Source organism: Pseudomonas sp. 2, assembly GCF_056627435.1.
This window is the reverse complement of the sequence record NZ_JBWXNG010000021.1, coordinates 22,644-36,498: the sequence shown is the minus strand read 5'-3', so window position 1 is coordinate 36,498 and position 13,855 is coordinate 22,644. Positions and strand designations below refer to the sequence as shown.

The window sequence follows — 13,855 nt, the reverse complement described above, 5'->3', positions numbered from 1 at the left end:
GAATTACCTGAAACGAAGGTTTGAGTGTCGCCTTCGATAGCGCAAGCAGCGCTACCCAAAACAGGCGGCTCGAAATTGGCGCGTAGCATACACCCGCCAGACCCACGCCGCAGTTGACGAAGGCCAAACGAAGCAGTCCCATAGAGCTCTTTCGGCATATAGTTGATCCACGCAGTTTCGATCCATGACGGAGAAAGCAAATGGCAAAGCGTATCCAGTTCCGTGCTCACGGCGGCCCTGAAGTCCTCGAGTATGTCGACTTCGAACCAGGCACCCCGGGGCCCAATGAAGTACTCGTGCGCAACAAAGCGATTGGCGTCAACTTCATCGAAACCTATTTCCGCACCGGCCTGTACCCGGTTGCCGCCATGCCTTCGGGGCTGGGCAACGAGGGCGCGGGCGTGGTCGAAGCGGTCGGCGCAGAGGTCACCCATGTGAAGGTGGGTGATCGTGTCGGCTATGGCACCGGCCCCCTGGGCAGCTACGCGGAACTGCATCGCACGCCAGCCGCCAACGTGGTCAAGCTGCCCGACAACATCACCTTCGAACAGGCCGCGGCCGTCATGCTCAAGGGCCTGACCGTGCAGTACCTGTTCCGTCAGACGTACGAAATCCGTCCGGAAGAAACCATTCTGTTCCATGCCGCCGCCGGTGGCGTGGGCTCGATTGCCTGCCAATGGGCCAAGGCCGTGGGTGTGAACCTGATCGGCACGGTCAGCTCGCCGGAGAAAGCCGCTCACGCCAAGGCCAACGGCGCCTGGGCGGTGATCGACTACAGCAAGGAAGACGTGGTCAAGCGCGTGCTGGAATTGACCGACGGCAAGAAAGTGCCAGTGGTGTATGACGGCGTGGGCAAGGACACCTGGGAAACGTCGCTGGACTGTCTGGAGCTGCGCGGGCTGTTGGTCAGCTTCGGCAATGCTTCGGGCGCGGTGTCGGGCGTGAATCTGGGCATTCTTGCGCAGAAAGGCTCGCTGTACGTGACCCGCCCGACCCTGGGCTCCTACGCCAACAGCCCGGAAGCCCTGCAGGCGATGGCCGATGAGGTGTTCGCGATGGTCAGCAGCGGCAAGGTCAAAGTGGACGATATCCAGAAATACGCCTTGAAGGATGCCGCCAAAGCGCACACCGACCTGTCGGCGCGGCGCACCATCGGGTCGATGATTCTGGTGCCTTGAACACGTCAGCATCGGCAACATCGATCCCGTAGCAGCACGGCTTGCCGGCGGGGGCGTCCTCAAGATCGCTCCCGCCAGCAAGCCGTGCTGCTACGGACCGTATGAACGTTATCCCGCGCGTACGACTTCCGCGGTCACCAGATCGCGAATCACGCTCGGATTGCGCCGCCCGCCCAGCGATCCGCCCAGCACCATGTCCACCTGATCGTGGAAATACTGCTCGACCCGCAGCCGCGAACGCGCAGCCGGGCGGCCGGTCGGGTTGGCCGAAGTGGACACCAGCGGGCCGGTCAACGCGCACAGCTCACGCACCAGCGGATGATCGCTGACACGCAGCGCCACGGTATCGCGCCCGCCGGTGATCCAGTCGGGCAACAGCCCCTGATGCGGCACCAGCCAGGTGTTCGGCCCGGGCCAGGTGCTGGCCATGCGGTCGATCCACAGCTCCGGGAAATCCTCGAACAGGAAGTCGAACTGCCGGATGTTGTCGGCCACCAGGATCAGGCCCTTTTCCACAGGCCGCGCCTTGAGCGCCAGCAGACGGTAGACCGCCTCGACATCCCAGGGATCGCACCCCAGCCCCCACACCGCCTCGGTTGGATAGGCAATCACCGCTCCGGCCCGGATCTCTCGTGCGGCTTGTTGCACACGCCAACTGCTGACCATCGTTCGCTCTCCGAATTTACGCTGGCCAGCAGTTTAACCTCAGGGCGCGCGGGCAAACCATCGCCCGGCTTCACAAGCCACGCTGCTGTCCAGTTCAAGCTCGGTCAGCGCCGCCAGGACTTTGGGCAGTGGCCAGCCGCAGGCGGCGGCGAGGGCTTCGCTGGTCTGCGGTGCAGCGTGCAATAAGGCGAGGAGGGGATGACTGCGGGCATCGGTACTGGCTGCAGCGCAATCGTTATCCACAGGCAGATTTTTCCAGCCTTGTAGCGCTTCGAGAATATGCTCGACGGTTTCCACCAGCACCGCACCGTCGCGGATCAACTGATGACAACCCCGCGCGCCGGGGTGATGAATCGAGCCCGGAATCGCGTAGACCTCGCGTCCCTGCTCGGCCGCCAGCCGCGCGGTGATCAGCGAGCCACTGGCTACGCTGGCCTCGACCACCAGCACGCCGAGGGACAAACCGCTGATGATCCGGTTGCGCTTGGGAAAGTTGCTCGCATTGGGCGCAGCATCCAGCGGCAGCTCGGAAATCACTGCGCCACCTTCGGCAATCATCCGCGCTGCAAGCTGGCGATGGCGCTGTGGATAAAAATTTTCGATCCCGGTCCCCAGCACACCAACGGTGGCGCCTTTTACGTCCAGTGCACCCTGATGAGCGGCGCCATCGATGCCCAGCGCCAGACCACTGGTAATGACAAATCCGGCACCCGCCAGGCTGCGCGAGAATGCCGCGGCCGTGTCCAGGCCAGGCCTGGAAGCGCGTCGGCTGCCGACCATTCCCAACTGTGGCCGCTCGAGCAAAGAGCGATTCCCAGCGATGAAAATCAGCGGTGGAGGGTCCGGGATTTCCGCCAACAACGCAGGGTAGTCGGGGTCGTCCCACATCAGCAAATGCTGGCCCGAGCCCTCTAGCCAGCGCAATGCAGCGCTGGCGCCGTCCCGCACTTCGGGGCTTCGACGAGCCTCGGCGCTGGCCGCAGGGAGCCTTAACGAACGCCAGGCAGAGGCGGGAGCACTCAGGGCAGCAGAAGCGCTGCCGAAGGCATCGATCAGGGTTTTGAAACGCTTTGGGCCAATCTCGGGCAGTCGATGAAGGCGCAGGCGCGCCTCCAGTTCGGCGGGTGACTGCCCGCTTTTTTCGAACATCGGCATGTACTCTTCCTTGATCCAGGGCCCACTCCAGAGAGTGGGCAAACCTGTGGATAAGTCTGTTGACAACACTTAGATAAGTGAAGCATGCCGGTGGAAAAAAGTGATTCAGACCTGATACATAGGATTACGGATTACGCACCCGGTCGTTGACCGCCAAAGAACGGGTGGCGTGCAGGACCATCGCATAGCTCAGGCGGTTGTAGGTGCGGAAAACCATCAGCTCGCCGGAGCGCTCGTCGGGAATTTTCACCTGATCGCCGGTGATCCGGTCGCGAACGGTCTCGCCCTTTTTATAGATCGCCAGCACGTTGCCCTCGACCAGGCCGTCGGCACGGCCGCGATCGAGCGTGACCACGTCGAACACGCCAATCTGGGTCACGCCGCGAGGCACGTCGATGATTTCACCGCGAATCTCGCGCTGCGGCTCGCTGGGCACGAAGTTGGAATTGATCGCGCGCTCTTCGCTGACGAACAGACGGTCGCCCAGACGCACTTCCTGGGTCGAGCGCTGCATCAGCAGCGTCGCCACGTCACCCTCGGTGGCCACCAGATTGCCGGTGCCGATGTCGTCGGCGTTGATGCCCAGCGGTTCGTCGGTATCCGGGTCGGTGTAGATCTTGCCCTTGCGGAAAATGCCGTAGGACACATGCTCCGGGTCGAAGAACCCGCGCGCATAGACCCGGTCCCCGGCGCCGCTGAGCACGCGCTCGCCATTGCCGGCGACGATATAAGGCGCGGCCTCGAACTGCTCCACGGTGTCCATGATCCGGTTGCTCAGCAGAAACGCGTTGATCGCGCCCAGCGGAATGGTCGGGATGGCTTCGGCGATCGGCGTGCTGCGCACACGCGGTGACAATTTGATGGTGCCGCGCGACTCGCCACGGTTGACCACGATGCGTGGCTGGCCATCGACGAAAATCAGGTTGAGGGTGTCACCGGGGTAGATCAGGTCCGGGTCGTGGACCTGCGGGTTGGCCCGCCAGATCTGTGGCCACTTCCATGGCTGGCTCAGAAACTTCCCGGAAATGTCCCAAAGTGTGTCACCGGCGACAACGGTGTAACTCTGTGGATGACCTTCCCTGAGTTGTACTTGCGCCTGGACAAGGCCTGTCGCGGCCAACAGCAGCAGGGCGAGTAGTGATTTCCTCATGCGGTGAATCCCTTTATCATGTTGGCTTCGCGTGAAACATCGTTTTGCGAGACTTCTCAGGACTGCCCGCTTGTGACGTTCCCAAGCCTAGCAGCCGATTTTGACTTTACCCTACAAGTGCAGCGCTTACGTATATGGCCATTTTAAACATTCTCGAATTTCCCGATTCGCGCCTGCGCACCATCGCCAAGCCGGTGGTTGCCGTGGACGACGCTATTCGCCAGTTGGTCGACGACATGTTTGAAACCATGTACGAAGCCCCTGGCATCGGCCTTGCCGCGACGCAGGTTAACGTACACAAGCGCGTCGTTGTAATGGATCTCTCGGAAGATCGCAGCGAGCCACGGGTTTTCATCAACCCCGAGCTCGAACCTTTGACCGACGAGATGGACCAGTACCAGGAAGGCTGCCTGTCGGTGCCCGGTTTCTACGAGAACGTCGACCGCCCGCAGCGGGTCAAGGTCAAGGCACTGGACCGCGACGGCCAGCCTTACGAACTCATCGCCGAAGGCCTGCTCGCCGTGTGCATCCAGCACGAATGCGATCACCTGAACGGCAAGCTGTTCGTCGACTACCTGTCTACGCTCAAGCGTGACCGGATCAAGAAAAAGCTGGAAAAACAGCACAAGCAGAACGCTTGATCCGCTCACCCCAAAAGGCCTCTTGGAGGCCTTTTCTTTTTTCAAATACGAGAAGCCCATGACTGAGCCACTGCGCATCGTCTTCGCCGGCACCCCGGAATTCGCCGCCGAACACCTCAAAGCCCTGCTCGACAGCCCGTATGAAGTGATCGCGGTCTACACCCAGCCCGATCGCCCGGCCGGCCGCGGGCAAAAGCTGATGCCAAGCCCGGTCAAGCAGCTTGCCTTGCAGCACGATATTCCCGTGCTCCAGCCGCCGACCCTGCGCGCAGCCGAAGCCCAGGCCGAACTGGCCGCGCTCAAGCCGGATCTGATGGTGGTGGTCGCCTATGGCCTGATCCTGCCCCAAGCGGTGCTGGACATTCCGCGTCTGGGCTGCATCAACAGCCACGCCTCGCTGCTGCCACGCTGGCGCGGAGCGGCGCCGATCCAGCGCGCGGTGCAGGCGGGCGATGCCGAAAGCGGCGTGACCGTGATGCGCATGGAAGCTGGCTTGGACACCGGCCCGATGCTGCTGAAAACCGTGACTCCGATCAGCCCTGAAGACACTGGCGGCACCTTGCACGATCGCCTCGCGCAATTGGGCCCGGTCGCTGTGGTGCAGGCCATCGCAGGGCTCGCTGATGGCTCGCTGGTGGGCGAAGTGCAGGACGACGCCCTGGCCAACTACGCACATAAGCTCAATAAAGACGAAGCGCGCATCGACTGGACCCGCCCGGCCGACGAGCTGGAGCGTCTGGTGCGCGCCTTCAACCCATGGCCGATCTGCCACAGCACGCTCAACGGCGAAGCCCTGAAAGTGCTGGCCGCGCAGCTCGCGCAAGGCAAGGGCGAGCCGGGCACGATTCTCGACGCCAGCAAGGACGGCCTGACCGTCGCCTGCGGTGAGAACGCGCTGCGTCTGACCCGCCTGCAATTGCCTGGCGGCAAACCGCTGAATTTCACTGACCTGTTCAACAGTCGCCGCGAGAAATTCGCGGTGGGCACGGTGCTCGGTCAAATCCCTACCGATCAACCCGAGCAGAGCCAATGAATCCTCGTCTGGCCGCAGCCAGGGCGCTGGCTGCCGTACTCAGCGGCAAGGCCTCGCTGAACAGTTCCTTGCCAGCCCAGCTGGAAAAGGTCGAGGACCGTGATCGCGGCCTGACCCAGGATCTGGCATTCGGCACCGCACGCTGGGAGCCCCGGCTGTCTGCGCTGGCGGCGAAGTTGTTGCAAAAGCCTTTCAAGGCCGCCGATACCGATGTCCAGGCATTGCTGCTGGTGGGCCTGTATCAGCTGTTCTATTCCCGCATTCCGGCTCACGCGGCCATCGGCGAGACGGTCGGCTGCGCGGACAAACTGAAAAAGCCCTGGGCCAAGGCGCTGCTCAACGCGGTGTTGCGCCGTGCCCAGCGTGAAGGCGAGGCCCTGCTGACCGAACTGGAACACGACCCGGTGGTGCGAACCGCTCACCCGCGCTGGCTGCAAAAGGCGCTCAAGGCCGCGTGGCCGGAGCAGTGGGAAGCCGTCTGCGCCGCCAACAATGCGCACCCGCCGATGATTCTGCGGGTCAATCGCCGTCACAAGACGCGCGATCAGTACCTGCAGTTGCTCGCCGACGCAGGCATTGCGGCAGTTGCCAGCACGTTCAGCCAGGACGGCATTGTCCTGACTGAACCCGGCGATGTGCGTGGCTTGCCAGGCTTTACCGAAGGCTGGATCAGCGTGCAGGACGAAGCCGCGCAACTGGCCGCCGACCTGCTGGAACTGGCGCCGGGCCAACGCGTGCTCGATGCCTGTTGCGCGCCAGGCGGCAAGACCTGCCACCTGCTGGAAGTGCAGCCGGGTCTGGCGGGTGTAGTCGCGGTGGATCTGGAAGCCAAGCGCATGGTCCGCGTGAAGGAGAACCTCGACCGTCTGGGCCTGTCCGCCGAATTGATCGCCGCCGACGCCCGCGCCACCGATCAGTGGTGGGACGGCAAGCCGTTCCAGCGGATTCTGCTCGACGCGCCGTGCTCGGCCACCGGCGTGATCCGCCGCCATCCGGACATCAAGCTGACTCGGCAGGCCGACGACATTCCTGCGCTGGCGACGCTTCAAGGCGAATTGCTCGACGCGCTCTGGCCGACGCTGCAAGTGGGCGGCATGTTGCTGTACGCCACCTGCTCGACGCTGCCGACCGAGAACACCGAAGTGATCGAGGCCTTCCTTGCCCGCACCCCGGGCGCGCGGGAACTCGATATCGCCGGGCAGAACGGCAACCCGCCACCGGGCCTCAAACAGCCCCACGGGCGGCAGTTACTGGCGCAGCAAGGCGGGCATGACGGGTTCTATTACGCCAAGTTGATCAAGATTTCTGCCAGCGCCTGAATGCATACTCCTGTGGGAGCCGGCTTGCTGGCGAATGCGTCAGGCCAGGCACCAAGGCGTTGAATGACACATCGCATTCGCCAGCAAGCCGGCTCCCACGGCCTTCGGCCAGAAGCAGATAGGCGGCGCCCCTATACGGGGTACGAATTCCAAGGAGCCATTGATTGAAGATCATCATTCTCGGCGCAGGACAGGTCGGCGGTACGCTGGCAGAGCATCTGGCCAGCGAAGCCAATGACATCACTGTGGTGGACACCGACGCGGACCGCCTGCGCGCCCTCGGTGATCGCCTGGACATCCGCACGATCCAGGGCCGCGGCTCGTTCCCTACGGTGCTGCGTCAGGCCGGCGCGGACGACGCCGACATGCTGGTGGCCGTGACCAGCAGCGACGAAACCAACATGGTCGCCTGCCAGGTCGCCTACACGCTGTTCCACACCCCAACCAAGATCGCCCGCGTGCGCGAGTCGGCGTACCTCACCCGCGCCGGCCTGTTCGATAACGAGGCGATTCCGGTCGACGTGCTGATCAGCCCCGAGCAGGTGGTCACCAATTACATCAAGCGCCTGATCGAATACCCGAGCGCCTTGCAGGTGATCGACTTCGCCGACGGCAAGGTCCAGCTGGTGGCGGTGCGCGCCTACTACGGCGGGCCGCTGGTGGGCCAGCAACTGCGCCAGCTGCGCGCGCACATGCCCAACGTCGACACCCGCGTGGCCGCCATTTTCCGCCGCGATCGCCCGATCAGCCCGCACGGCGACACCGTGATCGAAGCGGACGACGAAGTGTTCTTCATTGCCGCCAAAGCCGATATTCGTGCCGTGATGGGAGAAATGCGCCGCCTCGACGAAAGCTACAAGCGCATCGTCATCGCCGGCGGCGGGCAGATCGGCGAGCGTCTGGCCGAGGCCATCGAAAATCGCTACCAGGTGAAGATCATCGAGATGAACCCGGCGCGCTGCCGCTATCTGTCGGACACCCTGGACAACACGGTGATCCTGCAAGGCAGCTCTTCAGACCGCGATCTGCTGATGGAAGAGAACATCGACAACGCCGACCTGTTCCTCGCGCTGACCAACGACGACGAAGCCAACATCATGTCCTCGCTGTTGGCCAAGCGGCTGGGCGCGAAGAAGGTCATGACCATCATCAACAACCCGGCCTATGTGGACCTGGTGCAGGGCGGCGAGATCGACATCGCGGTCAGCCCGCAACTGGCGACCATCGGCACCTTGCTGGCCCACGTGCGACGTGGCGATATCGTCAGCGTGCACTCGCTGCGACGTGGCGCGGCGGAGGCCATCGAGGTGGTTGCCCATGGCGATGCCAAATCCAGCAAGGTCGTCGGCAAGGCGATCATGCACATCAACCTGCCGCCGGGCACCACCATCGGCGCGATCACCCGGGATGAACAAGTGCTCATCGCCCACGACAGCACGGTGATCGAGTCGGGCGACCACGTGATCATGTTCCTTGTGGATAAAAAGCATATCCGCGACGTGGAGCGGCTGTTCCAAGTGGGGTTGAGCTTCTTTTAAAGGAGGGCAGGCATGCTCGAATCACTGGAAAAGATGCTCGCCAAGGGCATGGACAACGCCTTGCTGCGTTTTGGGCTGGGCAAGGGTTACTTGGACGGCGGCGAAGCGGGCAAGGCGATCGAGCATTTGCAGCGCTGCGTGGAGTTCGACCCCAGGTATTCGGCGGCGTGGAAACTGCTGGGCAAGGCCTGGCTCGCCTCAGGGGATACCGAACAGGCGCGCAAGGCCTGGGAGCAGGGGATTCTCGCGGCTGTCGCGCATGGCGACAAACAGGCCGAGAAAGAAATGACTGTGTTTTTGAAGAAGCTGGATCGCAGACCCTGAATGCGATCCCTGTGGGAGTGAGCTTGCTCACGAAGACTGGCGTACAGCCACCCTAAATGTATCGGATGTACCGGCCACTTCCTGAGCAAGCTCACTCCCACAAGGGGTACATCACTCGACGGCTCGGTGATGTACTGCTCAAGCGCTCAATACCAGCGCTTCTCGCCCTCCGGGCGTTTCTTGAAGCGCTTCATGGTCCACATGTACTGACTCGGATAGGCCCGCACATACTTTTCCACCACCTTGCTCATCGCCGCCGCCGAGGTTTCGGTGTCGGTGCTGTACATGTCGTCCGGCGCCGCTTCCAGGACCACCTTGTAGCCTGAGCCATCCTCCAGGCGCATCGCATGCAGGAACACCCCGACCGCCTTGCCGCCCGCGAGCATGTTCGGCACGAACTTGCTGGTCAGCGCCACGGTGCCGCAGAACGGTACGAAGATGCCGGCCGACTCGGCGGGTTCAGGGTCGGCCGGAATGCCCACCGAACCGCCTTTACGCACTTCCTTGACGACACTCAGAATGCCTTCTTTAGTAGATGCAGCAACGCGGTTGCCCAACTGCACGCGCTGTTTGCGCAGCAATTCGTCCACCGCCTTGAGCTTGGGCGGGCGATAGAAAATGATCGGTTTGCACTGGCTGCAATAGAAGTGGTTGAGCACTTCCCAGTTGCCCAAGTGGCTGGTGATGCCCACCACGCCCTTGCCCGAGGCCAGCGCCTCTTTGAGGATGTGCAGGCCTTCGACTTCGCGCACCAGGTTGATCGATTTTTGCGCAGGCCAGATCCAGGCGCAGGCGCTTTCGGTCAAGGTCTTGCCGATGTCCATCAGGCTGCGACCCACCAGCGCTTCCAGTTCGGTCGGGCTCAACTCGGGGAAACACTTGGAAAGGTTGATGCGCGCTACTTCGCGGGAACGGTTGGGCAGCTTCCACATCAGCCAGCCGATGCCGGTGCCAACCCATTGCACGGCGCGCCACGGCAACAGGGCAAACAGCCGCAAAGCCCCGACCATCAAGGCGCCTTTGAACTTATCCACAGATCACTCCTGAATCGATGAGGCGGGCATTGTAACCGTTACCAACGGCCTCGCGGACCTGTGGGAACCGGCTTGCTGGCGAATGCGTCAGGTCAGGCGCTACAACGTTGGATGACAAACCGCATTCGCCAGCAAGCCGGCTCCCACAATGGCCTACAACATCAACCGGCCAACTGCAGGTACCGATCACAATCGGTGGTGTGATCCATCACCATCCCCGTCGCCTGCATGTAGGCGTAGCAGATGGTCGGCCCGACAAAGGTGAAACCGGCTTTTTTCAAAGCCTTGCTCATCGCTTCGGCTTCGGGGGTGATGGCCGGGACTTCGCTGCGGTCCTTGAAGTGGTTGACCTTGGGCTTGCCGCCGACGAAGGACCAGAGGAACGTCACCGGATCTTCCAGCCTGAGCCAGGCCTGGGCGTTCTTGCGCGCGGCGTTGAGCTTGAGGCGGTTACGCACGATGCCGGGTTCGAGCATCAATTCCTCAATTTCAGCGTCGGTCATGGCGGCCACGCGCTGTACGTCGAAGTTGAACATCACTTCACGATAGCGCGCGCGTTTCTTCAGAATCGTGATCCACGACAGGCCCGCCTGGAACCCTTCGAGCAACAGAAACTCGAACAGCATCTGCGCATCGCGCAGCGGCACACCCCACTCTTGATCGTGGTAGTCCATATAAAGTGGGTCATCGTTGCACCAAAAGCAGCGTGGCATAGGGCCCCCAAGGGTGGAGGCGGCGCCGAATCGGGTATACTCCCGCTCTTTAAATCGCAGCCCCCCAGTACAGGTGAATTTCGTGAGCCAGCCTACGCCAGCCGTGCGTACCTTCCAAGACTTGATCCTCGCCCTCCAGCAATACTGGGCCGAGCAAGGTTGTGTGGTACTTCAGCCCTACGATATGGAAGTGGGCGCCGGCACTTTCCACACCGCCACGTTTCTGCGCGCCGTCGGCCCGGAGACCTGGAACGCCGCCTACGTACAGCCGAGCCGTCGTCCTACCGATGGCCGTTATGGCGAAAACCCCAACCGCCTGCAGCACTACTATCAGTTCCAGGTGGTATTGAAGCCGAACCCGGACAACTTCCAGGAACTGTACCTGGGCTCGCTCAAGCACGTCGGCCTGGACCCGCTGGTCCATGACGTGCGCTTCGTCGAAGACAACTGGGAATCGCCGACCCTGGGCGCCTGGGGCCTGGGCTGGGAAATCTGGCTCAACGGCATGGAAGTCTCGCAGTTCACCTACTTCCAGCAAGTGGGCGGCATCGAGTGCTACCCGGTGACCGGCGAAATCACCTACGGCCTGGAACGTCTGGCGATGTACCTGCAGGGCGTGGACTCGGTCTACGACCTGGTCTGGACTGACGGCCCGTTCGGCAAAGTGACCTACGGCGATGTGTTCCACCAGAACGAAGTGGAGCAATCGACCTACAACTTCGAGCACGCCAACGTCGACAAGCTGTTCGAGCTGTTCGATTTCTACGAAAGCGAAGCCATGCGCCTGATCGAAGCCGAGCTGCCGCTGCCGAGCTACGAAATGGTCCTCAAGGCCTCGCACACCTTCAACCTGCTCGACGCCCGCCGCGCGATTTCCGTGACCGCGCGCCAGCAGTACATCCTGCGCGTACGCACCCTGGCCCGCTCCGTGGCCCAGGCGTACCTGATGGCCCGGGCCAAGCTTGGCTTCCCGATGGCTGCACCTGATATTCGCGACGAAGTGTTGGCTAAGCTGGAGGCTGCACAATGAGTGCTCAAGATTTCCTGGTTGAATTGGGCACCGAAGAACTGCCACCCAAAGCCCTGACTACCCTGGCCGAGTCGTTCCTGGCCGGTATCGAAAAAGGCCTGCAGGCCGCTGGCCTGACCTACAGTGCCAAGCAGGTCTATGCAGCGCCGCGTCGTCTGGCCGTGTTGGTTACCGAGCTTGCCACCCAGCAGCCTGACCGCAGCGTCAATCTGGACGGCCCGCCACGCCAGGCCGCGTTCGACGCCGACGGCAACCCGACCCAGGCAGCCCTGGGCTTTGCCAAGAAGTGCGGTGTAGACCTCTCGGAAATCGATCAGAGCGGCCCGAAACTGCGCTACAGCCAGAGCATCGCCGGCAAGCCGACTGCGAGCCTGCTGCCGACCATCGTCGAAGATTCGCTCAACGACCTGCCGATTCCGAAGCGCATGCGCTGGGGCGCGCGCAAGGAAGAGTTCGTGCGTCCGACCCAGTGGCTGGTGATGCTGTTCGGCGATCAAGTGATCGACTGCACCATCCTCGCCCAACGTGCCGGCCGTGAGTCCCGTGGCCATCGTTTCCATCACCCGGAAAACGTGCGCATCACCTCGCCTGCCAACTACGCCAGCGACCTGCGCGCTGCCAGCGTACTGGCCGACTTCAACGAGCGTCGCCAGCTGATCAGCAAGCGCGTCGAAGAACTGGCCACCCGCCAGGAAGGCACTGCCATCGTGCCACCTGCGCTGCTCGATGAAGTGACCGCGCTGGTCGAATGGCCGGTGCCGCTGGTCTGCTCGTTCGAAGAGCGTTTCCTGGAAGTGCCCCAGGAAGCCCTGATCACCACCATGCAGGACAACCAGAAGTATTTCTGCCTGCTGGACGCCGACGGCAAGCTGCTGCCGCGCTTCATCACGGTCGCCAACGTCGAGAGCAAGGACCCGTCGCAGATCATCCTGGGCAACGAGAAAGTCGTTCGCCCGCGCCTGACCGACGCCGAGTTCTTCTTCAAGCAGGACAAGAAGCAGAGCCTGGAGACCTTCAACCAGCGCCTGCAGAACGTCGTGTTCCAGGCTCAGCTGGGCACCGTGTTCGACAAGGCCGAGCGCGTTTCCAAGCTGGCTGCGTTCATCGCCCCGCGCATCGGCGGCGACGCCCAGCGCGCAGGCCGTGCGGGCATCCTGTCCAAGTGCGACCTGGCCACCGAGATGGTCGGCGAATTCCCTGAAATGCAGGGCGTTGCCGGTTACTACTACGCGCTGGCCGATGGCGAGCCGGAAGACGTCGCCCTGGCACTGAACGAGCAGTACATGCCGCGTGGCGCGGGCGCCGAGCTGCCGAGCACGGTCACCGGTTCCGCCGTGGCCATCGCCGACAAACTCGACACGCTGGTCGGTATCTTCGGTATCGGCATGCTGCCGACCGGTAGCAAGGACCCCTACGCACTGCGTCGCGCAGCGCTGGGCATCCTGCGCATCCTGATCGAGAAGAAGCTGGATCTGGACCTGATCAAGACCGTGCAATTCGCCGTCACCCAGTTCGGTGCCAAGGTCAAGGCTGCCGGCCTGGCCGAGCAGGTGCTGGAATTCATCTTCGACCGCCTGCGTGCGCGTTACGAAGACGAAGGCGTGGACGTGTCGGTGTACCTGTCCGTGCGTGCCCTGCAGCCGGGTTCGGCGCTGGACTTCGACCAGCGCGTGCAGGCCGTGCAGGCCTTCCGCAAGCTGCCGGAAGCGGCTGCACTGGCGGCGGTGAACAAGCGTGTGTCGAACCTGCTGAGCAAGGCCGAGGGCAACATTGCCCAGACCGTCGAGCCCAAGTACTTCGACAACGCCAACGAGTTCTCGCTGTACTCGGCCATCCAGCAGGCAGACCAGGCCGTGGCGCCGATGTCCGCCAATCGTCAGTACACCGAGGCGCTGGCGCGTCTGGCGGCACTGCGCGAGCCGGTCGATGCGTTCTTCGAGGCGGTGATGGTCAACGCCGAAGATGCCAGCGTGCGCGCCAACCGTTATGCGTTGCTGACACGTCTGCGCAACCTGTTCCTCGGCGTTGCCGACATTTCCCTGCTAGGTTGAGCAGGGCTGATGCCGGAGTACAC

At 62.7% G+C, this 13,855-nt stretch carries 13 protein-coding genes; 8 read left to right on the top strand and 5 right to left on the bottom strand.

Translation table 11 applies throughout. The features are described from left to right. The first annotated feature begins 200 nt into the window (after positions 1–200). Positions 201–1,178, top strand: a complete 978-nt coding sequence (locus AC1MEK_RS26430) for an NADPH:quinone reductase (protein WP_480399199.1) — start codon at positions 201–203, stop codon at positions 1,176–1,178. Positions 1,179–1,286: 108 nt separating this feature from the next. On the opposite strand, the gene tsaC is transcribed toward AC1MEK_RS26430, so the two are convergent. From tsaC to AC1MEK_RS26415, 3 genes are all read right to left on the bottom strand, one after another. Then, a complete protein-coding gene (gene tsaC / locus AC1MEK_RS26425; RefSeq protein ID WP_480399198.1) occupies positions 1,287–1,844 on the bottom strand; it encodes an L-threonylcarbamoyladenylate synthase type 1 TsaC in 558 nt (185 codons plus the stop codon). Between the two features lie 39 nt (positions 1,845–1,883). Next, complete coding sequence (gene dprA, locus AC1MEK_RS26420; RefSeq protein WP_480399197.1) at positions 1,884–2,999, bottom strand: DNA-processing protein DprA; 1,116 nt, start codon at positions 2,997–2,999, stop codon at positions 1,884–1,886. Between the two features lie 124 nt (positions 3,000–3,123). Continuing rightward, entirely contained in the window at positions 3,124–4,149 is a 1,026-nt protein-coding gene (locus AC1MEK_RS26415; RefSeq protein ID WP_480399196.1) for a LysM peptidoglycan-binding domain-containing protein, read from the bottom strand. Positions 4,150–4,283: 134 nt separating this feature from the next. On the opposite strand from AC1MEK_RS26415, the gene def reads away from it, so the two are divergent. The 5 genes from def to AC1MEK_RS26390 all read left to right on the top strand — a co-directional run bounded on the left by def (position 4,284) and on the right by AC1MEK_RS26390 (position 9,004). Continuing rightward, on the top strand, positions 4,284–4,790 hold the full coding sequence (gene def / locus AC1MEK_RS26410; RefSeq protein WP_480399195.1) for a peptide deformylase: 507 nt from the start codon (positions 4,284–4,286) through the stop codon (positions 4,788–4,790). Between the two features lie 58 nt (positions 4,791–4,848). Continuing rightward, positions 4,849–5,823 (top strand): methionyl-tRNA formyltransferase, encoded by a 975-nt coding sequence (fmt, locus tag AC1MEK_RS26405; RefSeq protein ID WP_480399194.1) that lies wholly within the window; start codon positions 4,849–4,851, stop codon positions 5,821–5,823. After that, entirely contained in the window at positions 5,820–7,142 is a 1,323-nt protein-coding gene (rsmB, locus tag AC1MEK_RS26400) for a 16S rRNA (cytosine(967)-C(5))-methyltransferase RsmB (protein WP_480399193.1), read from the top strand. Before fmt ends, rsmB begins: the two co-directional genes overlap by 4 nt. 164 nt (positions 7,143–7,306) lie before the next feature. Continuing rightward, positions 7,307–8,680 (top strand): Trk system potassium transporter TrkA, encoded by a 1,374-nt coding sequence (gene trkA, locus AC1MEK_RS26395; protein ID WP_480399192.1) that lies wholly within the window; start codon positions 7,307–7,309, stop codon positions 8,678–8,680. A gap of 12 nt (positions 8,681–8,692) precedes the next feature. Next, complete coding sequence (locus tag AC1MEK_RS26390; RefSeq protein ID WP_480399191.1) at positions 8,693–9,004, top strand: tetratricopeptide repeat protein; 312 nt, start codon at positions 8,693–8,695, stop codon at positions 9,002–9,004. A gap of 146 nt (positions 9,005–9,150) precedes the next feature. Here AC1MEK_RS26390 and AC1MEK_RS26385 read toward each other — a convergent pair whose 3' ends face one another. Together AC1MEK_RS26385 and AC1MEK_RS26380 are read right to left on the bottom strand one after the other, a co-directional pair. Beyond that, complete coding sequence (locus AC1MEK_RS26385; protein WP_480399190.1) at positions 9,151–10,038, bottom strand: lysophospholipid acyltransferase; 888 nt, start codon at positions 10,036–10,038, stop codon at positions 9,151–9,153. A gap of 161 nt (positions 10,039–10,199) precedes the next feature. Next, a complete protein-coding gene (locus AC1MEK_RS26380) occupies positions 10,200–10,751 on the bottom strand; it encodes a DNA-3-methyladenine glycosylase I (RefSeq protein ID WP_480399189.1) in 552 nt (183 codons plus the stop codon). A gap of 82 nt (positions 10,752–10,833) precedes the next feature. Between AC1MEK_RS26380 and glyQ the strand changes: the two genes are divergently transcribed. Both glyQ and glyS read left to right on the top strand, forming a co-directional pair. Next, the gene (gene glyQ / locus AC1MEK_RS26375; protein WP_166593916.1) at positions 10,834–11,781 is read left to right on the top strand and encodes a glycine--tRNA ligase subunit alpha; all 948 of its coding nucleotides are present in this window, start codon (positions 10,834–10,836) and stop codon (positions 11,779–11,781) included. Next, on the top strand, positions 11,778–13,832 hold the full coding sequence (gene glyS / locus AC1MEK_RS26370; protein ID WP_480399188.1) for a glycine--tRNA ligase subunit beta: 2,055 nt from the start codon (positions 11,778–11,780) through the stop codon (positions 13,830–13,832). The genes glyQ and glyS overlap by 4 nt, the downstream gene beginning before the upstream one ends. Positions 13,833–13,855 lie beyond the last annotated feature (23 nt).

Excerpts from the sequence above, each read along its gene's own strand:
- AC1MEK_RS26390 (WP_480399191.1), top strand. The coding sequence starts at position 8,693 with ATGCTCGAATCACTGGAAAAGATGCTCGCCAAGGGCATGGACAACGCC.
- glyS (WP_480399188.1), top strand. The coding sequence starts at position 11,778 with ATGAGTGCTCAAGATTTCCTGGTTGAATTGGGCACCGAAGAACTGCCA.
- AC1MEK_RS26415 (WP_480399196.1), bottom strand. The coding sequence starts at position 4,149 with ATGAGGAAATCACTACTCGCCCTGCTGCTGTTGGCCGCGACAGGCCTT.
- dprA (WP_480399197.1), bottom strand. The coding sequence starts at position 2,999 with ATGCCGATGTTCGAAAAAAGCGGGCAGTCACCCGCCGAACTGGAGGCG.
- AC1MEK_RS26430 (WP_480399199.1), top strand. The coding sequence starts at position 201 with ATGGCAAAGCGTATCCAGTTCCGTGCTCACGGCGGCCCTGAAGTCCTC.
- def (WP_480399195.1), top strand. The coding sequence starts at position 4,284 with ATGGCCATTTTAAACATTCTCGAATTTCCCGATTCGCGCCTGCGCACC.
- rsmB (WP_480399193.1), top strand. The coding sequence starts at position 5,820 with ATGAATCCTCGTCTGGCCGCAGCCAGGGCGCTGGCTGCCGTACTCAGC.
- AC1MEK_RS26380 (WP_480399189.1), bottom strand. The coding sequence starts at position 10,751 with ATGCCACGCTGCTTTTGGTGCAACGATGACCCACTTTATATGGACTAC.
- fmt (WP_480399194.1), top strand. The coding sequence starts at position 4,849 with ATGACTGAGCCACTGCGCATCGTCTTCGCCGGCACCCCGGAATTCGCC.
- tsaC (WP_480399198.1), bottom strand. The coding sequence starts at position 1,844 with ATGGTCAGCAGTTGGCGTGTGCAACAAGCCGCACGAGAGATCCGGGCC.